Source organism: Sphingomonas sp. 67-41 (genome assembly GCF_001899725.1).
GTDB classification, from domain to species: Bacteria; Pseudomonadota; Alphaproteobacteria; order Sphingomonadales; family Sphingomonadaceae; genus Sphingomonas; species Sphingomonas leidyi.
The window spans coordinates 22896-47958 of record NZ_MKWJ01000010.1 but is presented as its reverse complement, the minus strand read 5'-3'; the positions used below and the strand labels follow the sequence as shown (position 1 = coordinate 47958).

Genomic DNA, 25063 nt, shown 5'->3' with positions numbered 1-25063 from the left:
CGCCATGGCCGGAGCACGGGATCGTCCGGAAGCGAAGGGTCAGGCGAAATGGCCAGGCGCACGCACCTGGCACGCCCCATCGTCACGCTGTTGCTGCAATGGTCTTCGCGTCTCGCGCCGAAAGGGTCAGCGCGGCACTTCCGATAATGGGACATGCCGCCAGAATCCGCGGACCTCGTCGTCCTGGCCGGTAAGGTCGTAGCGCAGCAGCGACACCGGCAGGCGGCCGGTGTTCATCAGATAGTCGTGATAGTCGCGGATCGAGAAGGCGTCGCCGAGCTGGCGGCGGCGATCGACCAGCAGCTTCTGGAGCTGCATCGCGCCGATCGTATAGGTCATGCCATAGCCCGGCGGCCGGCGGATATAGATGCCCGCATCGGTGCGCGCGACATTGTCGTCCAGCCAGGGCGTCCATTGCTTCCAGAACCGCATGGTCTCGCCCACGGTCATCTCGTTGCGCTGCATCTTCACGTCGCCGATCGTGCGCGCCGCGCGGAACAGGCCGAAGACGTAGATCAGCTCGCGCGTGCGGGGCCGGTCGTCGAACAGGCCGAGCTGCAGCGCAGTCTCCTCGAGATAGAAGCCCCAGCCTTCGGTGCGGCCGCTGTCGCTCACCCGGCCGCGGATAGGGTCGGTGACGCGCTTGCCGGTCATCCCGTCGAAGCGGTGGCCGGGAAAGGTGGCGTGGAGATGGTCCGGCGAGGCGTCGCGGAACTGGATCTGCTCCCAGAACATCGGCCCGGTGGGGCGCACGATCCAGGGCGCGTTGAAGCCGACTTCCCGATAGCTGCCCGGAATATAGTCCGGGATGGTGATGATCTCCTCGTCCTTCAGCCATTTGCGGATCTTGGCATCGGTGCCGGCGAGCTGCGCCTCATATTCCGCGGCGGACCTGGGCAGCTGCAGTTCGGGGAGCTTGCGGTTGCGGTGCCGCTCGGTGGCATAGTCGGCCCAGAAGCGCGTGAGCTCGCGCTCGGCCAGCGTCACCACTTCGTCCGAAGTGTAGGGCATCAGCCGGACATTGGCGAGGAACCAGTCATAGGCCGGCTTGCCGACTCCGGCACGGGCGGTCATCGCCGGGCGCGCGGCGGCGAGCCAGTCGCGAAAGCCGCGGATCGCGCCTTCCGCCGCCTTGATGTCCGCCAGCAGATCGGGCTGCTGCTTCTGCGCGCGGCCGCGCAGATCGGCGAACCAGCCGATCAGCCCCTCCGGCTCCACGGCGCGATACGGCATGCCATGGCCCACGCCGTCGCCGTGCGAGAGGCCGTGGAGCGCGAGATCGGCATAGTCCGCCGCCACCGAATCCAGGTTGACCCGCGCCTGGGCCAGATAGGCGGGGATCGCCTTCAGCCGGGCGCGGAAGCGCGCGCGCGCTTCGCCCTTCAGCGGCAGGTCGGTATAGGCCAGTCGCTGCAATTCATCGACATACATGCCCGGATCGCGCGCCCAGGGCTTGAGGATGTTCAGGTTGAAATCCTCCAGGTCCATCTGCGCGCGGACGGCGAGATAATCGACCTGCTGATGGCGATCCCAGCGCGCCACGGCGAAATCCGGGAGCTGCGCCTGGAAGCCGCGCAGTTCGGCGCGGCGCCGGTCGACCGCGGCGGGGCTGTAGTCGACCACGCCATCGACCGCGGGCGGCGTGCGCCAGGCATCGAAGGCAGTGAACAGCGTGACCAGATCGGCATGGCCGCGCGCGCCCTGGGGCGGGCCCTCGGGCCGGTTGGCCGCCGGCTGCGCGGTTGCCGGCGCGACGCCGAATGCCGCCGGCGTGGCGCTCCCGGCCAGGAGCATCGCGATCGCCAATCCCCTTGCACGCATGTCCATCTCCTCCCTGTCGTCCGGGTCGCGCAGCGCTTCGATTGCCGCGTTCATTCACAATAAAACTGAAAACATGTGATTTGTAATACGATGATCCCCGGGGCGGCACTGGTCAAGAGGCACCGAATCGGTGTTATCTCGGAGGGATGCGAAGTGCTCCAGGCCAATCCGAAACGGTGCGAATCGGCGGAAATCTGCGCATTTTCGGCCTTTCCCCTGTGACGGCGAGAGCGTTTGGCGCGTTCCGCAGGGCGCGTCCTGCCCAGCATGGGGCACGGAAAAAACCGTGCGCAATCGCGGGTTTCCCGGCAGCTTTGTTACCAGAAAGCGACATTTTTCACATTTTTTCGTTACCCCGAATTGACCCCTTGTTCCTAATATGCTCAAAATCACGCACTTGTTCACGGAAATGGCGCGACGAACGACGCCGGAGCGGAGCGAGGCAGGTGGGCGTATCCATTCGGGGAGACACGGACATGGGCGGTAAGCGGATTGCGGTGATGCGGGCGGGGTTGCGGAGCGGTTCCGCGCTGCTCGCCACCATGATGATGATGGGCACGGCGATGGCGCAGACCGCCGAGCCGGAAGCGCAGGAAGGCGAGGCGATCGTCGTCACCGGTTCGCGCATCCCGCGTCCGGACGTCGATTCGAACAGCCCGGTCAACGTGATCGGCAGCGAGGAAATCCGCCAGACCGGCACGGCCGAGACCGAGCAGCTGCTCAACGCGCTGCCCCAGGCGGTCGCCGGCGCGGGTGCCCAGTCGAATGCGGGCAACGGCTCGGCCACGGTCAACCTGCGCAACCTCGGCGCGGCGCGCACGCTGGTGCTGCAGAACGGCCGCCGCATCGTCGGCGCGAGCCAGGACGGCGTGGTCGACATCAACATGATCCCGCCGTCGCTGATCGAGCGGGTCGAGGTCGTCACCGGCGGCGCCTCGGCGGTCTATGGCTCGGACGCGATGGCCGGCGTGGTCAACTTCGTCACCAAGACCAATTTCCAGGGCCTGGAAGTCAGCGGCCAATACGGCATCAGCGAGCGGGGCGATGCCGAGCGCTACAATATCGACTTCACCGTCGGCGGCAATTTCGGCGATGGCCGCGGCAACATCGTGTTCAACGGCAGCTATTACGACCGTTCGATGGTGAAGGGCGCCGCGCGCGACCATGCCACGCTCTACCTGGTCGACGCCGTGCAGAACGGGAAGGGCGTGCTCGTCCCCGGCGGCAACGGCGTCACGCCGCAAGGCACGATCTTCACGCCGGCGCTGGTCGGCAAGCTGGACCAGTTCGGCAACACGATCGGCACCGCCGGCATCTTCTTCGCGCCCGAGGGCTGGCGCGCCTACAAGACCAGCGACGGCTTCAACGACCGTCCCTATACCAACCTCCAGATGCCGATGAAGCGCTGGTCGGGGGCGATCACCGGCCATTACGACGTGACCGACAACGTCACGGCCTTCTGGGAAGGCAATTACGTCCGCAGCGAGATCAACTCGACGCTGGGCGCGGTGCCGATGAGCAGTTCGGGCTTCCTGCCGAATTTCCAGTTCGACCTGCGCAATCCCTATCTGTCCTCGTCGCTGCGAGAGTTCCTGCGCACCAATCTCGATGGCGATGGCGACAATCTGGTTTCGCTCAACATCAATCGCCGCCTGCTCGACTTCGGCTCGCGCACCGACGATCAGACCCGCGAATTCTCGCGCTTCGTCGTCGGGCTGAAGGGCGCGCTGACCGACAAGCTGAATTGGGAGGCCTTCTACAATCAGGGCCATGTCCGGATCACCGAGGTCCAGGGCGGCGGCGTGCTGATCGACAATTTCGCCAATGCGTTCCTGACCAATCCGAGCAATCCCTATGCGTGCAAGGTGGCCGATCCGCGCTGCGTCACGATCAACCCGTTCGGGCTGATGTCGATGACCAAGCCGATGATCGACTATATCTACACCAACCTGACCAACATCACCGTCGTCGACCAGAAGCAGGCCGGCGCCAGCATCACCGGCACGCTGTTCAAGCTGCCGGCGGGCAATGTCGGCATCTCGGTGGGCGCCGAATATCGCAAGGAAAGCTCCACCTTCACGCCCGACCAGCTCTATATCCAGGGCAAGGCGCTCTCGCGCTCGGCGGGCATCCAGGCGACCGGCGGCAGCTTCGACGTCAAGGAAGTCTATGGCGAGCTCGTCGTGCCGATCCTGGCCGACCTGCCCTTCGTCCATCTGCTCGCGTTCGAGGGCGGCATCCGCTATTCGGACTATTCGACCGCAGGCGGCGTGACGTCGTGGAAGGCGGGCGGCGAGTTCTCGCCAGTGAAGAGCTTCAAGATCCGCGGTCTCTATCAGCGGGCGGTGCGTGCGCCGAACGTGATCGAGCTCTATTCGGGCGCGACCAACACCGCGCCGCAGGCGACCGACTTCTGCAACGCCACCGGGGCCAACCGCACTGCGGCCGAGCGCAGCTTCTGCATCAACTCGCTGGGCGTGCCGGCGAGCGTGATCGACGTGTTCCAGCAGGAGAATGTCCAGATCCGCGCGATCACCGGCGGCAATCCCAACCTGAAGGAGGAGACGTCGGACACCTGGTCGCTCGGCGCGGTGTTCCGTCCGGAGTTCGTGCCGAACCTCCAGCTCACCGTCGACTATTACAACATCAAGATCGACGGCGCGATCGCGGCGTTCGGCGGCGGCCTCCAGTCGGTGATCACCGCCTGCCGCGCCAATCTGTCGATGAGCAACATCTTCTGCCAGCCGCTCAACCACCGCTCGTCGGACGGGCAGCTCTATGACGTGCCGCTGCTCAATGCCAACATCGCCTCGATGAAGACCGCGGGCGTCGATTTCCGCCTCGACTATCGCCACGACATCGGTTCGCTGGGGCGGTTGAGCTATTATCTGGCCGGCAGCTATCTGATCAACAGCATCGTGCAGAGCAGCCCGATCGTCGCGGCGGTGGATTGCGCCGGCTATATCGGCGGCGGCACCTGCGGCAACGCCAACCCGAAATGGCGCTTCACCCAGCGCCTGACCTGGGACGTCTCCGATGCCTTCCAGGTCTCGCTGCGCCACCGGTTCATCGGCTCGGCGAAGGACGGGCGGATCGCGGCGGCCAAGGCCTCGGGCGGGGCGATGCCGCTGCTCGCGGTGCCGGAGACGGGCCAGATCAGCTATTTCGACCTGAGCGCGTCCTACGACATCGACAAGAGCCTGAGCATCTACGGGATGATCGACAATCTGGGCGATCACAACCCGCCGTTCCAGCTCTACGAACGCGATACCTATGATGCGATCGGTCGCCGGTTCACGATCGGCTTCCGCAAGCGGTTCTGAGGCCCCAAGCCCGGCGGCGGCGGTTGATCCCCCGTCGCCGCCGGCAACCGGCTCCGGGGCCGAAGGCGTCGACAGATGGTGAAGGTGTTGGGAAGATGATCAAGTTCAGCGTTTCCGTCCGCGCGATGTCGGCGGCTCTCATGATCGCCTCGCCGGGCGTGGTGGCGCCCGTCTTCGCCCAGCAGGCCCAGGGGCCCGTCCGGGGTACCGCCAGCGTGCCCGGCACCAGCTTCTCGATCGACGAACTCTATCGCTACAAGAGCCTCGTCGGCATCGACCCCCAGGGCTATAGCTGGGCGGCGGATGGCAGCGCGGTGCTGTTCCTGTGGAACGACGAAGGCTATGCGTTCCGCGACATCTGGGCCTGGTCGCCCAGGACCGGGCAGAAGACCCGGCTGACCTTCCTCGGCAAGGACAGCAGGCCGGAGGCGGAAGCGAGGGGCATCGCCCAGGCGGTGTTCCTCGATGATGGCCGCGTCGCCTTCACCCTGGGCGGCCAGCTCCATATCCGCGAGGCCGACGGCAAGATCGTCAAGGTCGAGGGCGACAAGCGCGGCATCCGCAAGCTTGCCGTATCGCCCGATGGCGGCAGGCTCGCCTTCCTCGCGGCCGCGCCGAACGGATCGCCAGTCGCTGCCGGCGGCCAGCTCTGGGTGCGCGACGCCGCGGCGGGGGAGGGCGCCGCCGCCACATGGCTGGCCGGCAGCGACGATCCCAAGCTCTACATCGAGGACTATAAATGGGCCGATAGCGGCAAGGCGATCGCCTTCCAGCAGGCCGACGACCGCGCCATGCCCGAGCGCGACATCTATTACGACGCCAAGGGCAAGCTGCAGAACAACCGCGTGATCCGCGCCTTTCCGGGCGAGGAGACCAGCAAGACGGTGATCGGCGTGGTCGATCTCGCCACGGCCCGGTCGCGCCTGTTCGAGCGCCCCGATCCCAAGCACGACGTGTGGGGCTATGGCCTGTCGCATGACGGCAAGCGGCTGTTCGTCAGCGGCGCCGACATGGAGGCCAAGGAACACACCATCTACCTGTACGACGCCGCCACCGGCACGCGCGAGACCTTCTACCAGCTGCGCGAGCCCAAGCATCTGCGCCCCGACTGGCAAGTCGCCTGGGCGCCGGGCGACGACGGGCTGATTATCCTCACCGATCGCGACGGCTGGCTGCAGCTCTATCACCAGAAGAAGGCGGGCCAGGCGCCGCGCCAGATCACCAGCGGCAAGTGGGAAATCGCTTCGTTCGAAGTCGATGCGAAGAACGGGCAGCTCTATTTCACCGCCAACGAATCCGCCCTGCAGGATCGCCAGCTCTACCGGGTGCCGGTGGCGGGCGGGAAGATCCAGCGGATCAGCGGCCCCGCGGGCGGTACGCACGAGCCGGTATATTCCCCCGATTTCAGCCGCATCGCCGACTGGTACAGCAACGACGACACGCCGCCCGAGCTCTATGTGATCGACACCGCGAAGCCGGGCAAGGCGGCGCAGGTCACCAAGTCGCCCCAGCCGGACTTTTACGGCCAGAGCTGGGCGAGGACGAGCTATGTCCAGTTCCCCAGCCATGTCGACGGGATCAACCTGCTCGGCCGGGTGAGCGTCCCCGCCGATTTCGATCCCGCGAAGAAATATCCCGTGATCGTCGGCTCGGTCTATTCGGACGCGGTGCGCAACCAATGGGGCGGGCGCCGCGCCCATCCGACCTGGGGGCTCGACCAGTATCTGGTCGCGCAGGGCTATATCGTCCTGACGGTCAACATCCGCGGCTCCTGGGGGCAGGGGCGCGAGCACAACCAGACGCAATATGAAAGCTATGGCGAGACGGACATCAACGATCTCGAGAGCGGCGTCCGCTATCTGATCGCCCAGGGCCATGCCGATCCGAAGCGCATCGGCATCTGGGGGTCCAGCTATGGCGGGCTGATGACGATCATGTCGCTGTCGAAGAAGCCGGGCCTCTATGCCGCGGGCATCGCCGGCGCGCCCGCCACCAATGTGTGGCACGCCTTCCCGGCGCAGATGTGGATCATGGGCCCGTCCGAGGGGCCGGACATGCCCGCGCGCTACGAGGCGCAGTCGGCGCTCTACCAGGCCAAGGGGATCCGGGATCCGCTGATGATCATCCACGGCACCCGCGATTCCGTGGTGCTCTATTCGGACACGATGGCGCTGGCCGAGCAGATGGTACAGCGCGAGCAGATGTTCGAGCTGGTCACGCTGCCCGGCGCCAACCATGGCTGGGACGCGGAGAACATCCCGCAGACGCGCTTCTCCTTCAAGAAGATGGTCGAGTTCTTCGATCGCAACGTGAAGAACCGGAAGTAGCATGCGGGCGAGGGGCATCGCGGCCGTGATGGGAGGCGCCGCTCTGCTGGTGGCGCAGGCGGCCGCCGCCCAGCCGGCCGTCCAGCAGCTGGGCGCCGATTTCTGGGCCTGGCGCGGCACGACCCAGCCGGCGAGCAGCGACGACATCCCCCGCATCGTGCGCCCCGCGGGCTGGGTGCCCGACTGGTCGCCCGCCGGCGTCGCCGCCCAGCGCAGGCAGCTTGCCGCGTTCGAAGCGCGCTGGCAGGCGCTGGAGGCCGCCCCCCGCACCGTGGCGGAGAAAGTCGATTACCGGCTGGTCGGCTCGGCGCTGGCTCGGGTCCATTGGGAAATGGACCATGTCGCCGCCTGGCGCCGCCAGCCGCATTTCTACACGGCGCAGGCGCTCAATCCGGTGTTCGAGGTGCTGCTGCCCCCGCCGCCGGTGGCGCGTCCCCGGCTGGAGGAAGTGATCCGCCTGCTGGCCAATGCGCCAGCCATCCTTGCAGCCGGCCGCGCGAACCTCGACGACCTGCGCGGACCCTTTGTCGACGTCGCGCTCAGCCAGCTCGCCGAGGTGCCGGAGAGCCTGCGCGGCATGGCGGCGGGGCTCGATGCCTATGCCGATGCCGGCCAGAAGAAGCGGCTCAAGGCCGTGCTCGACAAGGCGATCGCCGCCTTTGCCGACTATGCCGCCTTCCTGAAATCGAAGCGTGCCGGCCTGTCCGAGCAGACGGCGGTGGGCCGGGAGAGCTATCGCTATTTCCTCGGCAATGTCGGCATCTATCCCTATACGCCCGAGCAACTGGTGGCGATGGGCCGCCAGGAATGGGCGCGCTCGGTGCTGTTCGAGACGCTGGAGCGCAATCGCAATGCCGGGCTGCCCGAGCTGCCGATCGGCCCCTCGATCGGCGCGGTGACCGCGCGGCTCGATGCCGAGGAGCTGAAGGTCCGCCGGTTCCTCACCGAGAAGAACCTGCTGACCGTTCCGGGCTGGGTCGGCCATTACAAGGCCCAGCCTTTCCCGGCCTATCTGGCGCCGATCGGCTGGCTGGGGCGTACCTTCGACTTCACCAGCATCGACCGGACGGGGCAGGACGCGACCGTCTATCTTCCCGATCCCTCGCCCAAGCTCGGCTATTTCAACCTCTCGATCATGCGCGATCCGCGGCCGATCATCGTCCATGAAGGGGTGCCCGGCCATTTCTTCCAGCTCAGCCTCAGCTGGCGGAACCCCGATCCGCTGCGCCGCCGCTATTATGACAGCGGCGCCAACGAAGGCACCGGCTTCTATGCCGAGGAGATGATGCTCCAGGCGGGCTTCTGGGCCGATGCGCCCAAGACGCGCGAGATCATCTACAATTTCGCGCGATTGCGTGCCCTTCGGGTCGAAGTGGACGTGAAGCTGGCGTTAGGTGAATTCACCATCGCCCAGGCCGCCGACTATCTGGAGAGGATGGTCCCGATGGACCGGGCGACGGCGCGCGAGGAAGCCACCTTCTTCGCCGCCGCGCCCGGTCAGGCGATCAGCTACCAGATCGGCAAGATGCAGACGACCGAGTTCCTTGCCGAGGCGCGGGTGCGCGAAGGCAAGTCCTTCGATCTCAAGCGCTTCCACGATTATCTATGGACCAACGGCAATGTGCCGATCGCGCTGCAGAAGGAAGAGTATCTGTCGATGGTTTCGGGCGAATAGGGGCAAACAGGGGGCATGCTTTCGATGGATCTGGTAATTTTCACCGAGCCGAAATCGGGACTGTCGGCGCGCTGCCGCCTGCTTCCCGACGCGGCGCCGCAATCCTGCGATTTCCTGCGCGATCTCGCCACGCGCCGCGCGTCGTTCGAGGCGATGCACGCGATCTGGACGGGGCCGGAGATCTCGGTGCCCATGCCCTCCGCCGCGCTGCCCCAGGGCATGGCCCAGCCGGCGATCCCGGCCGAGAACGCCACTTCCTATCCGGGTGCGGGCGACGTGGTGCTCGCCTATCTCGCGCCGGGCAGCACCCAGGGCCTGCCGCCCGGGCCCTTTTACGACATCGGCATCTTCTACGGCGCCGGCGGCCGGCTGCTGATGCCGTTCGGCTGGATCCAGGCCAATGTCTGCGCCCGCATCCTCCCGGAGGATCTGGACAAGGCCGTGGCCGATTGCCGCACGATCCGCCGGAACGGCGCCTGCACCATCACCGTCGAGCCGGCCTGAGGGGAAGCTGACATGACCTATGCCGATCTGATGTCCGTCCTGGGCCATTGGGTGCTGCCCGGCTCGCTGATCGCGATCATGGCCTCGATGGGCCTGTCGCTCACCGCCGACGATTTTCGCCAGGTGTTCCGCAACAAGCGCGCGCTGATCTTCGGCGTCTGCTCGATGCTGATCGTGCCGCCGCTGATCGGGCTCACCCTGGCGCTCACCGTCGCGCCCACGCCGGCGCTTGCGGTCGGCTTCGTGCTGCTCGCCACCACGCCGGGCGGCATGCTCTCCAATCTGTTCACCGACATGGCCAAGGGCGACCTGGCCCTGTCGATGTCGATGACGCTGCTGCTCAGCATGATCTACATCTTCGTCGTCCCCTTCTATGCGCACTTCGCGCTGAGCCACTTCATGGGGCTGGAGGCGGACGTGGAAGTGCCGCTGGCGTCGTTCTTCTGGGACATCTTCTCGATCACGGTGCTGCCCGCCGCCGCCGGCTTCACGCTGCGCGCGCTGCGCCCGGCCTTCGCGCTCACCTTCAAGAAATATCTCAAGAACGTCGCGATGGTGGTGCTGTTCAGCGCCTTCGGAATGATCCTGTTCGACCAGGTGCCGGTGCTGCGCGAGAATCTGGGCGCGCTGTTCTGGATCACCGTGGCGCTCAACCTGATCATGGTCTGCGTGGTGATGACGATCGTGCGCTTCGCCGGCTTCACCCGGCGCGAGAATATCGCGATCGGGATCGAGCATCTGATGCGGCAGGAAGGCACGGCGATCTTCATTGCGGTGAGCATCGTCGGCAACAACGAGATGTCGCTGCCGATGATCATGAACACGCCGGTGGCGCTCTGCTTCGTGCTGGCCTTCGTCACCATCGCGCGCCGCACCGAGCGCGCCGGGAGAGCCGTGTCCGCCGCCGCCTGACGTCCTTTTGAGAACAACGCCTCTTTCAGGGGCGCGCAAGAACCGCTCCCTCGCGGGGCGAACAGAGAGTTCGATAGTACATGCAAACGTCCCGTATCACGGACGTCGCGGGGGCGCTCTTGTCCCTCGCGCCGGCCTCCAGCCTCATGCTTGTGAAGGCGTGGTGATGCAGCATCAGCCCATTTCCCGCCGCAAGGGAGAAGCGCCGTCGACCATGCCGCTATGGGTCGCCACCGCGGCGCCGGGCCCGGGGCTCGCCCCGCTCGGCGCCGAGATCGAAGCGGACGTTCTCGTGATCGGCGGCGGCATCGCCGGCATGACCACTGCGCTCCATCTGGTCGAGGCCGGCGTCGACACGGCGCTGCTCGAGGCCGGGCAGCCCGGCGACCAGGCGACCGGCTGGAGCGGCGGGCTCGTCGCGCCCGACTATATCCGCCACACGCCCGAGACGATCGGCACGGTGCTCGGCCGCCACCATGGCGAGATGCTGACGCGGATGATCGGCGGATCGGCGCGCGCGGTGTTCGACCTGATCGAACGGCACGCGATCGACTGCGACGCCCGGCAGGACGGCTTCTACACGCCCGCCCATAGCGAGGGGCTCGCGCAGAGCCAGCGCGGCTATGCCGAGCAATGGCAATCGCGCGGCTATGACGTTCGCTTCGTCGAGGCGCGCGAGGCGCGGCACATGTTCGGGGTGGAGCGCTATTGCGGCGCGCTGCGCTTCGGCGAGGGCGGCAGCCTCAATCCGCTCGGCTATGTCCGCGGGCTCGCCCAGGCGGCGCTGAAGCAGGGGGCCAGGCTGTTCGGCGAGAGCCCGGTACAGGCATTGCGGCGCGAAGGCGGCCGGTGGATCGCGCGGACGCCCGGCGGCGCAGTGTCGGCGCGGCGGGTGGTGCTGGCGGCGAATGGCGGCAATGCCCGGCTGCACCCGGCATTGCGGCGCACCGCCCTGCCGCTGCACGTCGTCCAGTTCGCGACTGCGCCGCTGGACGATGTGCAGCGCGCCGCCATCCTGCCCGAGGGCGGGGCCTTCACCGACAAGGTCTCCTATCTCTTCACTGCGCGGCTCGATCCGCAGGGGCATCTGATCTCGGCCTTCCCGATGTCGTTCCTGGTGCGGGGCGACAGGGCGCATCTGCGCGAGGCACGGCGCCGGCTCCGGCAGCATTTCGCCGCGCTGTCCGATCCCCGGATCGACCATGTCTGGGAAGGGCTGGCCTGGGTGAACGCGTCGTTCCTGCCCGAGCTCTACGATCTGGGCGACGGCGCGCTGGCGATCCAGGCGGACAATGGCCGCGGCATCGGCATCAACACGCAGCTGGGCATCGAAGTGGCCGCGGCGATCGCGTCGAACAGCCGCGCGCGGCTCTCGGTCGTGCCGCGCGAGCCGCATCCGATCCGGCTCCATGCCGGCGCGGCGCTGCTGCCCAAGCTGCTGATGACGATGGCCTGGCTGTCCAATTGAGCAGGCGCCCGGCCGATCCTGGAGGAGACCGCGCATGATCCGTGCCCTGCGATTGTTCCTGCTGCCGATCGGCGCCGTGCTGCTGCTCGGGGCGGGATCGCCCGATCTCGATGCGCTGATCGCGCGCTACGAGCATTTCTCGGAGCGCTTTCCGATGGAGGCAGGCCGCTCCGATCCCTCGCATTCTCCGCAAGGCTGGCCGGTCGAGACGCCCGGCGGCATGGCCGCGCGCCGGGCCGAGCTGCTCGCGATCGACAAGGCGCTCGCCGCGCTGCCCGATGGGGCGCTCGCTTCGGAGGACAGGCGGAACCGCGATTTCCTCCGTCATATCATCGGCTGGCGCGTGGAAGGGATCGGTTTCGACGAGCGCCGCTTCGCCTTTGTCGCGCATGAGGGCTTCTACAACACGCCCTATTATGCCGCGCGCGGCGTGGAGGTGCGCAGCGACGCCGATGGCCGGGCCTGGATCGCGCGGCTGCGCGGGGTGCCCGGCTATTTCGCGGAGCAGCGCGCCAATCTGGAGCGCGGCATCGCGACTGGCTGGACCCAGCCGGCGCGGGTGATCGACGTCGCGGTGGCGGTGCTGCGCAAGCAAGTGGAGCGGCCGGCGGCGGAGGATCCGCTGCTCGCGCCGTTGCGGGGGCGGGACGCGCTGCTCGCGGAAGCGCGCGGGGTGATCGAGCGCGAGATCCGCCCCGCCCAGCGCGCGATCCTGGCCTATGTCGACGGCCGCTACCGCGCGCATGCCCGCAAGGGGCTCGGCATTGGCACCATCCGCGGGGGAAGGGGCTATTACGACTTCCTCCTGCGCTATTACACGACCACGGATCTCACCGCCGAACAGGTCCATGCCCTCGGCCTCTCCGAAGTGAAGCGCATCCGCGGCGAGATGGACCGGGCGATCGCGGAGAGCGGCTTCAAGGGCAGCTTCGTCGATTGGCTGCGCTTCCTGCGTACCGATCCGCGCTTCTACGCCCGGAGCCGCGAGGAACTGATCGAGAAATACAGCGCCGCCGCCAAGCGCATCGACGGCGTGCTGCCCCGCTGGTTCGCCACGCTGCCGCGCCAGCCCTTCACGGTCGAGCCGGTGCCGCCGGACCTGGAGGAAGGCTACACCACGGCGCGCTCGGGCGGCGGCGACTTCTCCAGGGGCTTTCCCGGCCGCTTCATCGTCAACACCTCGCACCTCGACCAGCGGCCGCTCTACGAGGTGCCGGCGCTGACGCTGCATGAGGCGGCACCCGGCCACCACACCCATGCCGCGATCGCGCAGGAGCATCCCGAATGGCCGAGCTTCCGCCGCCAGCGCGACCTGCTCGCCTTTCGCGAGGGCTGGGCGCTCTATGCCGAGCGGCTCGGGCACGAGATGGGCGTATATCGCGATCCCTATGAAGCGTTCGGCAGCCTGTCGACCGAGATGTGGCGCGCCTGCCGGATGGTGGTGGATACCGGCATCCATGTGATGGGCTGGAGCTATGAACGGGCGCGGGCCTGCTTCACGGAGAATACTGCGCTGGCCGACATCAACATCGATACGGAGCTGGCGCGCTATATCGGCGCGCCCGGCGGGGCGGTGGCGTACAAGGTGGGCGAGCTGCGGATCGTCGCGCTGCGCCACCGGGCCGAGGCGGCGCTGGGCGACCGCTTCGACATCCGCGCCTTTCACGACCTGATCCTGGCCCAGGGCCAGCTGCCGATGACGATGCTGGAGACGGTGGTGGACGATTGGATCGCGGCGCGGAAATAGCGTTACCCGGCGATATCGTCATCATCGTCCCCGGCGAAGACCGGGATCTCCTGCGGTTCCTCCCCCCGGCGTCACCCCGGCTTTCGCCAGGGTGACGGCCGGTCACGAAGCCAGCGCCGCCCCGAGCGCCGCGCCTTCCTCGTCCGCCAGCGCCGCCTCGCGAAGGCGCCGCAGCCCGGCCGCGTCCAGCCCGCCGGCCCGGTAGCGCTCGACGATGCGGGCATAGTTGCCCAAGCCCCGCTCGAACGTCTCGGCATAGCCCTTGATCAGCCTCTGGCAGCGGACGAGTTCGATCGCGGCATCGGTGTCGCTGGCGCGGATCAGCGACAGCCAGTCCTCGATCCGCGCCTGCTCGACCTGATAGCGCAGCGTGCCCCGTCGCCAGCGCCGCCAGCCGGCGAGCAGCGAAAGCGCCAGGAACCAGCGCAGGCTGGTCGTCTCGACATGGCGGCCCCTGGCGAACAGCGGCGCCAGCCGGCGCGACCAGCGCTTGCTGGCGAGGAGGCGGCCGCCGATGCCGGCGGGCAGCGTTTCGCAGACCTCCTCCAGCCGCGGATGCATATATTCGGTCAGCTGGACGATCTGGTCGTCCTTCGCGCGGACCTCGCCGCGGACGCGGGCGAAACGGCTGGCGCGGACCTTGAGGTCCGCGACGCGGATCGTATCCTCATACGACATCCACAGCGCGAGATGGCGGGCGGCCTCGGCGATGAGCTCGGCATTGCTGCCCAGGCTGTCGAGCCGGTCCAGATAGAGCCGGGCATAGGCGGCGTCCTGATAGTCCATCAGCCGGCGTACTCCCTCCAGCGCCAGGAGCCGCGCCTCGCATGGGAGATCGGCTTCGATCCTTGCGGCCAGGGCGCGGCCGGCGTCGGTGGTGGGGATGATGGTCCGGACGTCCTCATCCTGCGGTTCCGGCTTCCCCTGGGCGGCATCGAATCCCGCGGCGAAACCGCGCAGATTGGCCTCCACTGCCTTGCCGCCGGCGCGGATCGCGTCCTCGAAGGCGATGCGGGGGAAGGGCAGGGCGCCGCTGCCGGCCAGCGCGCCGAACAGCACCGAGCTGATCACGCTGCCCGTGCGTTCGGCGACTGCGTCCATGTCGAAGCCGATGAAGCGCTTCGAGCGCTCTCCGGCGGCCGCCACGATGCGCTCGGCACCGGCGCGGCCGTCGCCCATCGCCGACTTCTCGGCGATGGCGTAGACTCGGTGCGTGGAGCCGATCAGCTCGGTGCGCTTCGTGACGAAGCCCCGAAGGATCGCGCGGCCCGCTTCCATCAGCTCCGAGGCAAGGACGATGTCGACATCCCCGGGGACCGGCGTGAGCGCCAGTACCGGCGGAGCTGCGCCGCCGGCCGGGATCATCTCGATATAGTAGATGGTGGCGCCCGTCCGCTGGGCGACGCCGGGAACCGAGGTGCCCTGCGTCGCATGGCCGCCCCGCTCGCCGAGCTGGACGATCCAGTCGGCAAGCACGCCGCCACCCTGGCCGCCCAGGCCCAGCACCGCGATGGTGATGCGCTCGCGATCCGCCATCAGAAGCTCCTCGCGGCGATTGCGCGCGCCGCGCGGCGCTGGAGCGTGCCGATCGCCCAGCCGCGCAGGCGCTGGCGGAAGCGGTCGCGGCGATCGGGATTGGCGATGATCCGGGCCTTGTAGAAGGAGGGGCACAGCACCGCGGCGTGGCTCACTTCGCCGCACACGCCGCAGCCCACACAGCTGTTCTCGACATGGGCTATCGGATCCTGGCGCAGCGGATCGGGATTGGGCCGGATCGTGAGCGAAGGGCAGCCGGAAAGGCGGATGCAGCTATGGTCCCCGGTGCAGGTGTCGGGATCGACGCCGAAGCGCTCACGCACCACGCGCTCGCCGGCCTTCATTGCCTTGGCCACCTGCGGCTTCAGGCGGCGCTGGCGGTTGAGCTGGCATTCGGACTGGGCGACGAGCACTTTCGGCCCCTTCTCCTCGCTCGTCAGCGCCGCGCGGATCGCGTCGCGCATGCCGGCCACGTCATAGGTGCGCGTCATCGTCCGCGCCCAGCCGATGCCGATGCCGCGCACGGCCTTCTCGATCGGATTGTTGGTCTTGCGGCCCGGCGGCCTGGCGCGGGAGGAAAGGATGTCCTGGCCCCCCGTGGCGGCCGAATAGCCATTGTCGACGATGATCGTCAGATTGTCGTCCTGATTGAAGACCGCGTTGCCGATGCCCGAGGTCAGTCCGTTGTGCCAGAAGCCGCCATCGCCCATGATCGCGATCGCCCGCCTGTCGCGCGGGCGGAAGGCCGAGGCGCCGGCGGTGCCCAGGCCATAGCCCATCGTCGTATTGCCGATATGGAAGGGCGGCAGGATCGAGAACAGGTGGCAGCCGATGTCGGCCGAGACGTGGAAGGCGCCGAGTTCCTTCTGCACCAGCTTCATGGCCGAGAAGATCGGGCGCTCGGGGCAGCCGGTGCAGAAGCCGGCCGGGCGCTGCGGCACCGCGCTCGGCAGCAGGGCGGGGCCGGCGGCTACCGGCGCCTCGGCAGGCGCGCGTTCGGGAGCATGGGCGCGGAGGAACTGCGCCACCCCGTCGCGGATCACTGCGCCGCCATATTCTCCCGCACGGGGCAGGATTTCCTTGCCGACGATCCGCGTGGCGAGCCCGGCACGCCGGACCAGGGTGTTCAGCTCGTGCTCGATGAACTCGGGCTGCCCTTCCTCGATCACCAGCACCGCGCGCTTGCCGGCGCAGAAGTCGCGGATCTCGTCGGGGATCAGCGGATAGGTGACGTTGAGGACATGGATGGGGATCGCCGCATTCCCATAGGCGTCGGACAGGTCGAGCAGCTCCAGTGCGCGATTGAGGGAGTTGAACAGGCCCCCCTGGACGATGATGCCGATCTCGTCCGCCTCGGGCCCGAAATGCTCGTTCAGCCCATGCTCCTGCACGAAGCGGATGGCAGCGGGCCAGCGTTGCTCGATCTTCTCGATTTCGTGGAGGAAATTGGCCGGCGGCAGCACGATCCGGTCGGGATCGCGCACCGGCGCCTCGGCCGCTTCCGCCACGGTGAGCGCAGGGCGCCGATTGTCGCGCGCGACGAAGCTGCCGGTGACGTGGCAGGCCCGCACGCGCAGCTCGAGCATAACCGGCGTGTTCGAGGCTTCGGAGAGCTCGAATCCCTTTTCCACCATGTCGACGATCACCGGCAGGCTGGGCCGCGGATCGAGCAGCCACATCTGCGACTTCATCGCAAAGGCATGGGTGCGCTCCTGCATGATCGACGAGCCCTCGCCATAATCCTCGCCCAGGATGATCAGCGCCCCGCCGGTCACGCCGCCCGAAGCGACGTTGGACAGCGCGTCGGAGGCGACGTTCGTGCCGACCACCGATTTCCACGCGACCGCGCCGCGCAACGGATAGTTGACCGAGGCGGCCAGCATCGCCGCCGCCGTCGCTTCGCTCGCCGAACTCTCGAAATGGACGCCGAGTTCGCCCATGAGTTCGCTCGCGTCGGCGAACACGTCCATCAGATGGCTGATCGGCGAACCTTGATAGCCGCCGACATAGGCCACTCCGGCCTGGAGCAGCGCCTTGGTGACGGCAAGGATGCCCTCGCCATGGAAGGCCTCGCCGTCTCCCAGCCGCAATTGCTCGACTTCCGCCTTGAACGAACGCTCGGCCATCCGCTCAGCCCGCCACCAGCGCCAGGACGCGCAGCGGGCTGCCCGAGCCGCCCCTGATCTTGAGCGGCGTCGCGACGATCACCGCACCGGTCGGCGGCAGCAGGTCGAGATTCTCGAGGCACTGGAGCCCATAGCGCCCAGCCGCGTGGAACAGCGTATGCGCCGGATAGGCCGGATCGAGGAGATGCGCCTGGCCGGCATCGGTGCCGATCGTCTCCACGCCCAGCCCGTGCGCCGCGCGCGCGTCGATCAGGAACCGGACCGCCTCGGCCGAGGGGCCGGGCGTATGCGCCCCGTCTTCGCGGCGATTGACATAGGCATCGACCGCGCGCTTCGACCAGTCGGTGCGCAGCAGGATCCAGCTGCGCGGCGGGATGCGGCCATGCTCGGCTTCCCAGGCTTCGATATCCTCGACAGTGAGGAGATAGTCGGGGTTCTCGGCCGCGCGGGCGGAGATGTCGATCACCACCGCCGGCGCGATGAAGTCGGCGGGCAGCGCCGTGTCGACGGCGTTGTTGGGCAGGTCCTTGCCGGTGATCCAGTGGATGGGCGCATCGAAATGCGTGCCGGTATGCTCGCTGACGGTGAAGTTGTTCCAGTACCAGGCGACGCCGCGTTCGTCATAGCGGGAGATCTCCTCCTGGCTGAACCCGGCGCACTGGCCGAACTCGGGCGGGAGGACGAGCGTGGGCGTGTCGGGGGACAGTGTCTGGGTGAGGTCGATGGTGCGGATCGCACCCGATGCGATGCCGGCGGCGAAACTCTCGAGCGTCTGGCTGGTCATGTCTGTCCTCCCTGGGGCTGGATCCGCGCGGGCCTGGTCATGCCGGCACGATGTCGAAGGCGATGGTGGTGCGGTGGCCGGAATCCTCGAACGGCACCGTCCCGTGGTAGAAATAGGAAGGGAACAGCACGAGCAGGCCCGGCTCGGGCCGGATCATGCGGGCGATCCGTTCGCGTTCCCCCAGGCGAAGCCCGCTCTCGCCGAACTTGAGCCAGCCCTGGCGGTGGTAATCGACCGCCTGGGGCAGGGCGACATAATAGCAGGCGCTGATCCAGCCCTGGGGATGGATGTGGTTCTCGTGGAAGCCGGCGCGGCGCAGCCGCACCGACCAGGAGCCGGAAAAGGCGAACCGGCCGGTGTTGCGGCGAAGGAAAGGGTGCTCCGCGTCTGCGGGCAGTGCGGCTAGCCAGCGGCGGACCTGCGCCTCGATCATCGCGCGCACCGCGGCGATCATCGGATCGGGCAGGGCGAACAGGTCGTCGCTGGTCTGGGTGCCGCCGCGCAGCGTCTGCCCGAGCGGCTGCTGCTGGTCGCGGTGACGCGCGGTGAGCGCCGCGTCGAGCCGCGCGTTGAAGCCGGCGGCGTCGCCATCGGGCGGAGCCAGCCGGCTCGCCGAGACGAGACGTTCGGCATCGTTCAGCCAGGCATCGCGCGGATCGCCGGTGAAGCGCCAGGCGAGGCCCTGAAGCGCGAGCGCCTGCTGGTCGAACGGATCGGCGGCGAGCAGCGGCTCCAGCCGGGCCAGCGCTTCGGCGGGGCGATCGAGGATGATGTGCGATCGGGCAGCTTCGCGCGCGGCGGGGGCGAAACCGGGATCGCGGGCGAGCGCGGCATCGAACTCCAGGAGCGCGGCCTGCGCTTCGCCCAGCGACCAGCGGGCCCGGCCGAACTGGCAGCGCAGTTCCGGTCCGGCGCGATCGGCGTGCGGCGCGAGCAGCGCCGCGGCACCTGCCGCGTCCCCGGCGAGCAGCAGCCGGTCGGCCAGGTCGCAGAGCAGCCCTTCATTGCCCGGAAAGCGGGCCAGCGCGGCGCGATAGCTGGCCAGCCAGGCTGCGCCGCGGCCCTGCCGCCACAACAGGTTGTTGAGCGATTCATGTGCGGCGCGATCGGCGGGGCGCAGGGTGATCGCGCGTTCATAGGAGACGATGGCGGCGTCGACCCGGCCCAGATCCTGCAGGCAATGGCCGAGGACATAGGCGATATCCGGATTGGCCGGATCGATCTCGGCCGCGCGGGCGAGCAGGGGCAAGGCTTCTTCCGGCCAACCGGCAAGGCGCAGCACAACGCCCAGATTGAGCAGCGTTGCGACATGGTCGGGCCGCAATGCGAGCGCGGTGCGGAAGGCGGCGATGGCGTGATCGAGCTCGCCACGCTCCCGCCGGGCCTGGCCGAGCGTGGCCCAGGCGCGTGCGTTGCGCGGATCGCGGCGCAGCAGCGGGGCGAGCGTCTCGCAGGCGGATCGCGGTTCCCCGGCAGCGAGCAGGGCGATCGCCAGGTTCACCCGGGCCTCGTCATAGGCAGGCGCGAGCGCCAGCGCGTCGCGATAGGCTTGCGCCGCGCCGGCGGAGTCGCCCAGGTCGCCAAGGCTGTTCCCGAGATTGTTGTGCACATGGGGCTGGTCCGGAGCGGCCGCGAGCGAGCGGCGGAAGAGCGCTACCGCCGCCTCGTGCCGGCCTGCCCGTCGCGCGATCATGCCGAGCAGCTGAAGCGCGTCGGGATTCTCGGGAGCGAGGTCCAGCACATGCAGGAGAATGGTCTCGGCCGCTCCGGCCTGGCCGCCGCGTGCCAGCCCCATGGCATGCTGCAGGGCTTCGCCAAGCGCCTGCGCGCCGAGACCGTTCGGCTCCGCTGGCGGAGATGCCGGGCCTTGCTGTCGCGGTGCCTGTTCCATCGAACGCGATTCCCATGGCGGGTCTCCTTCCGGGAGCCCGCCGAAGGGGAAAGGTTGCAAATGCCCCTTGTTTCGTCAAGGGAATCACGCTTTAAATCATGTGTAATTGGGAATTATAGGGGTGTCGCCATGAGAGGATCGGGGAAGCGCAGTGCGGTTCGGAAGCAGCTTCTGCGAGGGGCGGCGATCTCGGCGGCGCTGCTGGTCGGGGTGCTGACGCCGCATCTCGCGCATGCGCAGCGCGCGATCCCCGAGACGACGGACGATGTCCGCCGCCTGCCGATCCCCCCGGTCGACCGCAGCCATGAGCCGGTGATCATACTCGCCGGCGGGACCCTGCTCGACGGCCGGGGCGGCGCGCCGATCCCGAACGCGGTGATCGTGCTCCAGGGCGACCGGATACTTGCCGCCGGACCGGCCGGCACCTCCGTGCCCGCCAATGCGGCGCGGACGATCGATGCGCGGGGGCTGTGGATCCTGCCGGGCCTGATCGACCTGCACATCCATTTCACCCAGCAGCGCGGCACCGACATGGGCCGCTATTCGGACAGCCCGGCCGCCGCGGCGATCCGCGGCACCGTGCTGGCCGAGCAGATGGTCACCGCGGGCATCACCGCCGCGCGCGACGTGGGCACGATGGATGACGTGGCGCTGCGCATCAAGGAAGCGGTGGATCGCGGCATGATCCGGGGCCCGCGCGTGCTGTGGAGCGGCAAGCTGATCGCCAGCACGGGCGGCCATGGCGACGAAGTGACCGCTACCGCCACCGGCCGCGAAAAGCCCAATCTCGGCGGCGATCCGCACGGGGTCGACGGGCCGTGGGAATGGCGCAAGGCGGTGCGCGAGCAGGTCCGGCGCCTGTCCGACTGGATCAAGATCAGCGCGCCCGCCGCCAGGGAGGAACTGGCCGCGGCGATCGACGAGGCGCATTCGCTCGGCGTGCCGGTCGCGATCGACAGCTATGGCAAATATACCGACTGGGCGATCGAGGCGGGAGTCGACACGCTCGAGCATCCGCTGCTGCTGAGCGACCAGGCCGTGCCGCTGATGAAGAAGCACGGCACCGCCTTCGTGCCGACGATCGGCGCGTTCGACAATCTGCTGGAGGGCGGCTATCCGACCGCGGGCATCCCCGGCGGCGGCTTCTACTACACGCATTCGCGCCGCTTCGTGATCAACCAGCAGGATCATCTGAAGCGCGTGAACGAGGCATGGCGCGCCGGCGTGCCGATCGGCGTGGGCACCGATATCCCGTTCGAGAATGAATGGCGCTATCCGGACGCCTATTTCCGCGAGCTCGATTATCTCCGCCAGGCAGGCATGACCAATGCCGATGTGCTCGCCTCCGCCACCAGCACCGGCGCGAGGATCCTGCGCATGGGCGACAAGCTGGGCACGATCGAGCCGGGCAAGATCGCCGACATCCTGGTTGTTGGCGCCAATCCGCTGGATTCGCTGAAGAACCTGCGCGACGTCCGCTATGTCGTCGCCGATGGCAAGGTGGTGGTGGAGAACGGGCCCCGTTGAGCGCGCGTCGCCCATCGTCCCCCGGGTGACGGCGCGCGGGAGGAATCCGGCCCGGTCGCCCGGGCCGGGCTTCCCCTCATTCGATCGGCAGCTTGCTCAGGTTCGCGCTGATCTTCTGCAGCGTGCGCAGCAGATGGGCGATGTCGCGGTCGCTCACCCCGTCCATCGCGCGGCTGAACTGGCGGCCGACGATCGGGGTCAGCTTGCGCAGGGTCTGCTGGCCGGCCGGAGTCAGCGTCACTTCGGTGATGCGATTGTCTTCCGGATTGGGCTCGGTGGTGACGAGGCTCTGTTCGACCATCCGGTCGATGATCCGGCTGATCGTAGAGCGCTTGGTCAGCGCCGCTTCGGCGATCGCGCCGATGCTGGCCGGCTGGCGCTCGCGCAGCACCGTCATCACGCGGTAGATCGGCTTGGACACGCCATGCTTGTGCAGCACGATGTCCATGTCCTCGTGATATTTGAAGTCGGCATGCGCCATCAGGTAGAAAGGCGAGTTTTCGAGGCGGAAATTGGGGCTGCTCGGGTCGTAGACGCTGCGATTGTCCATCAGATCCTCTGCCGTTCTTGCCGTTTTCTTCACCGCGCTGGTGGCCATGTTTCCCTCAATCGTTCCGCAGGATCAAGACGTTGCGCCGGGCCGGACGGCGTGCGGCAGGCGAATTAGCCGAAAACATATGTTTCTACACCTATCAATCGTCATTTGCGCCGGATCGGTTGCGTGGCGGCAACGCCATGGGCAGCTCCCACCGCGCGAGAAGGCGGGCCCATGCCGAACAAGCGGCGAAATATCAACGAAAATTGCGTGATTATTGTTCCATTTCCATTGCGGGCCTGTCACGTTCCCGAGGGTGAAACCATGGGAGAACAAGCGTGTCGTCGAAACGCTGCCGCCGTCTGGCCCTGCCGCTCGCCGTCCTGCCGCTGCTCGCGGCGCTGCCTGCCCAGGGGCAGGAAGCGAAGCGGCGCTGGGACCAGATGTGCCAGATCCGCAAGGACAAGCTCGACCTGATCCTGCCCGAGGCGATGCGCGAGAACCGCATCGACATGTGGATCGTCGCCTCGCGCGAGGGGCATGACGATCCCAATGCCGCGCTGCTCGGCGGCGGCTATGTGGGCGATGTCGGCTATCATGTCTTCACCGATCGCACCGGCAGCGGCCGGATCGAGCGCGCGGCGATGGGAATCGGCGGCGCGGCGTTCGACCAATGCCCGCTCTACGATCTGAAGCTCTCGCCCGCCGAGCTGCGCAGGTTTGTCGAGGCGCGCGATCCCAGGCGGATCGGCATCGACGTGGCGACTGAGATCGGCACGGCGGACGGGCTCAGCCATTCGTTGCACGCGAAGCTGGTCGAGACGCTCGGCCCGGCGCTGGCGGAGCGGCTGGTCCCGGCCGAGAAGCTGGTCTCCGATTTCCGTGCCCGCCATTCGATCCATGAAATCGCGGCCTTCGCCAAGGCGGGGGAATATTCGCGCACCATCCTGGAGCGCGCGCTCTCCAACGAAGTGATCGCGCCCGGCCACACCACCACCGGCGACGTCGCCTGGTGGATGATGGAGCAGCTCCACAAGGAGGGGCTGGGCAGCAGCTTCGGGCTGCCCAGCATCTACATCCTGGGACCCGGCGAGCGCGGCCCGGTATCGGGCGACCATGTGATCCAGCCGGGGGACCTGATCACGGTCGACTGGGGAGTGAACTATCTCTTCTACTACACCGACATGAAGCGCATGGCCTATGTGCTCAAGCCCGGCGAGAACGCGCCGCCGCCAGGCGTGCAGCGTGCCTATGACAAGGCGCAGGACATCCGCCGGATGATCCTCGACGTGATCCGCCCGGGCGTGACCGCCGGCGACGCGTTGGCCGCGGTCAACAAGCGCGTGGCGGCGACGCCGGGGCTGGCGCTCGGCCGCTATGACGATCCGAGCAAGGACCCGAAGGTCTCCGACGTGGTGATCGGCAGCCATTCGGTGGGCGATTGGGGGCATGGCTCGGGCCCGTCGATCGCCGATTTCAACCCGCTGCGCATGACCTATACGCTGCGGCCAGGCAATTTCCTGTCGATCGAGCTGTTCCTCTACACGCCGGTGCCCGAATGGGGCGGGCGCAAGATCAAGATTCCGCTGGAGGACAATGGCGTCGTCACCGAGCGCGGCTTCGAATGGGCCTATCCGCCCAACAGCCGGATCCTGCTGGTGAAGTGAGGGAATGGGCGGCCGGCATGGGCCCGGCCGCCCCATTGCCGTCAGAAGGCGGCGATCCCGGTGATCGCGCGGCCCAGGATCAGGGCATGGACGTCGTGCGTGCCCTCATAGGTGTTGACCGTTTCCAGGTTCATCAGGTGGCGCATCACCTGGAACTCGCCCGAGATGCCGTTGCCGCCATGCATGTCGCGGGCGGCCCGGGCGATATCGAGCGCCTTGCCGACATTGTTGCGCTTGACGATCGAGATCATCTCGGGCGCAAACCGGCCGGCGTCGATCAGCCGCCCGACGCGCAGCGATGCCTGGAGGCCGAGCGCGATCTCGGTCTCCATGTCCGCCAGCTTCTTCTGGAAGAGCTGGGTGGCGGCAAGCGGCTTGCCGAACTGGTGCCGGTCGAGGCCATATTGCCGGGCGGCGTGGAAGCAGAATTCGGCGGCGCCGAGCGCACCCCAGCTGATCCCGTAGCGCGCGCGGTTGAGGCAGGAGAAGGGGCCCTTGAGGCCTTCGACTTCGGGCAGCAGCGCGTCTTCGCCCAGTTCGACATCGTCGAGCTGGATCATGCCGGTGATCGAGGCGCGCAGGCTCAGCTTGCCCTCGATCCTGGGCGCGGAGAGGCCCTTCATGCCCTTCTCCAGCACGAAGCCGCGGATCGCGCCGCCATGCGCGTCCGACTTGGCCCAGACGACGAACACGTCGGCGATCGGCGCGTTGGAGATCCAGGTCTTGGTGCCGTTCAGCCGATAGCCGCCATCGATCCTGGTCGCGCGGGTGCGCATGCCGCCGGGGTCGGAGCCGGCATCGGGCTCGGTCAGGCCGAAGCAGCCGATCCATTCGCCGCTGGCGAGCCTGGGCAGGTAGCGCAGCCGCTGCGCCTCCGAGCCGAAGGCATGGATCGGGTACATGACCAGGCTCGACTGCACGCTCATCATCGAGCGATAGCCCGAATCCACCCGCTCCACCTCGCGGGCAATCAGGCCATAGGCGACATAGGAAGCGCCGACGCCGCCATAGGCCTCGGGCACCGTCGGGCCCAGCAGGCCCAGCGCACCCATTTCGCGGAAGATCTCGGGGTCGGTGACTTCGCGGTCGAACGCCTCGATCACGCGCGGTGCGAGCCGTGCCTGCGCATAGTCGCGCGCGGTGTCGCGGATCATCCGCTCCTCATCCTCCAGCTGCGCATCGAGCAGCAGGGGATCGGCCCAGTCGAATTTCTGCATGTC

16 protein-coding genes are annotated in these 25063 nt (G+C 67.8%); 9 read left to right on the top strand and 7 right to left on the bottom strand.

Translation table 11 applies throughout. The features are described from left to right. Positions 1 to 126: 126 nt before the first annotated feature. Positions 127 to 1875: a DUF885 family protein gene (locus tag BGP17_RS05645; protein WP_286711296.1), complete on the bottom strand. Its 1749-nt coding sequence runs from the start codon at positions 1873 to 1875 to the stop codon at positions 127 to 129. Positions 1876 to 2297: 422 nt separating this feature from the next. Here BGP17_RS05645 and BGP17_RS05640 point away from each other — a divergent pair, with 422 nt between their 5' ends. The 7 genes from BGP17_RS05640 (at position 2298) to BGP17_RS05610 (ending at position 13777) form a co-directional block, all read left to right on the top strand. Next, positions 2298 to 5144: a TonB-dependent receptor plug domain-containing protein gene (locus tag BGP17_RS05640; RefSeq protein WP_167300580.1), complete on the top strand. Its 2847-nt coding sequence runs from the start codon at positions 2298 to 2300 to the stop codon at positions 5142 to 5144. 95 nt (positions 5145 to 5239) lie between these two features. Beyond that, on the top strand, positions 5240 to 7471 hold the full coding sequence (locus tag BGP17_RS05635) for a S9 family peptidase (protein WP_286711295.1): 2232 nt from the start codon (positions 5240 to 5242) through the stop codon (positions 7469 to 7471). A gap of 1 nt (position 7472) precedes the next feature. Next, positions 7473 to 9146: a DUF885 family protein gene (locus tag BGP17_RS05630; RefSeq protein WP_286711294.1), complete on the top strand. Its 1674-nt coding sequence runs from the start codon at positions 7473 to 7475 to the stop codon at positions 9144 to 9146. A gap of 15 nt (positions 9147 to 9161) precedes the next feature. Continuing rightward, positions 9162 to 9650, top strand: a complete 489-nt coding sequence (locus tag BGP17_RS05625; RefSeq protein ID WP_286711293.1) for a DUF3830 family protein — start codon at positions 9162 to 9164, stop codon at positions 9648 to 9650. Positions 9651 to 9662: 12 nt separating this feature from the next. After that, a complete protein-coding gene (locus BGP17_RS05620) occupies positions 9663 to 10562 on the top strand; it encodes a bile acid:sodium symporter family protein (protein WP_167300576.1) in 900 nt (299 codons plus the stop codon). A gap of 166 nt (positions 10563 to 10728) precedes the next feature. After that, positions 10729 to 12030 (top strand): NAD(P)/FAD-dependent oxidoreductase, encoded by a 1302-nt coding sequence (locus BGP17_RS05615; protein ID WP_286711292.1) that lies wholly within the window; start codon positions 10729 to 10731, stop codon positions 12028 to 12030. Between the two features lie 34 nt (positions 12031 to 12064). Further along, positions 12065 to 13777 (top strand): DUF885 domain-containing protein, encoded by a 1713-nt coding sequence (locus BGP17_RS05610; protein WP_286711291.1) that lies wholly within the window; start codon positions 12065 to 12067, stop codon positions 13775 to 13777. A 102-nt stretch (positions 13778 to 13879) separates the two neighbouring features. Here the strand turns inward: BGP17_RS05610 and BGP17_RS05605 are convergent, their stop codons facing one another. From BGP17_RS05605 to BGP17_RS05590, 4 genes are read right to left on the bottom strand one after another with little or no spacing between them, the layout of a single operon-like run. Continuing rightward, the gene (locus BGP17_RS05605; RefSeq protein ID WP_286711290.1) at positions 13880 to 15313 is read right to left on the bottom strand and encodes an indolepyruvate oxidoreductase subunit beta family protein; all 1434 of its coding nucleotides are present in this window, start codon (positions 15311 to 15313) and stop codon (positions 13880 to 13882) included. Next, the gene (locus tag BGP17_RS05600; protein WP_286711289.1) at positions 15313 to 17439 is read right to left on the bottom strand and encodes a ferredoxin family protein; all 2127 of its coding nucleotides are present in this window, start codon (positions 17437 to 17439) and stop codon (positions 15313 to 15315) included. Before BGP17_RS05600 ends, BGP17_RS05605 begins: the two co-directional genes overlap by 1 nt. A gap of 4 nt (positions 17440 to 17443) precedes the next feature. Next, on the bottom strand, positions 17444 to 18223 hold the full coding sequence (locus tag BGP17_RS05595; protein WP_286711288.1) for a cyclase family protein: 780 nt from the start codon (positions 18221 to 18223) through the stop codon (positions 17444 to 17446). Positions 18224 to 18260: 37 nt separating this feature from the next. Next, the gene (locus BGP17_RS05590; RefSeq protein ID WP_286711287.1) at positions 18261 to 20114 is read right to left on the bottom strand and encodes a tetratricopeptide repeat protein; all 1854 of its coding nucleotides are present in this window, start codon (positions 20112 to 20114) and stop codon (positions 18261 to 18263) included. 129 nt (positions 20115 to 20243) lie between these two features. On the opposite strand from BGP17_RS05590, the gene BGP17_RS05585 reads away from it, so the two are divergent. Next, positions 20244 to 21641, top strand: a complete 1398-nt coding sequence (locus tag BGP17_RS05585; protein ID WP_286711286.1) for an amidohydrolase family protein — start codon at positions 20244 to 20246, stop codon at positions 21639 to 21641. A 76-nt stretch (positions 21642 to 21717) separates the two neighbouring features. Here BGP17_RS05585 and BGP17_RS05580 read toward each other — a convergent pair whose 3' ends face one another. Next, on the bottom strand, positions 21718 to 22239 hold the full coding sequence (locus BGP17_RS05580) for a MarR family winged helix-turn-helix transcriptional regulator (protein ID WP_286711285.1): 522 nt from the start codon (positions 22237 to 22239) through the stop codon (positions 21718 to 21720). A 275-nt stretch (positions 22240 to 22514) separates the two neighbouring features. Between BGP17_RS05580 and BGP17_RS05575 the strand changes: the two genes are divergently transcribed. After that, positions 22515 to 23843 carry a M24 family metallopeptidase gene (locus BGP17_RS05575; protein WP_286711284.1) on the top strand — a complete coding sequence of 443 codons (1329 nt, stop codon included), beginning with the start codon at positions 22515 to 22517 and terminating at the stop codon, positions 23841 to 23843. A gap of 41 nt (positions 23844 to 23884) precedes the next feature. On the opposite strand, the gene BGP17_RS05570 is transcribed toward BGP17_RS05575, so the two are convergent. After that, complete coding sequence (locus tag BGP17_RS05570; protein WP_167300568.1) at positions 23885 to 25060, bottom strand: acyl-CoA dehydrogenase; 1176 nt, start codon at positions 25058 to 25060, stop codon at positions 23885 to 23887. Positions 25061 to 25063 lie beyond the last annotated feature (3 nt).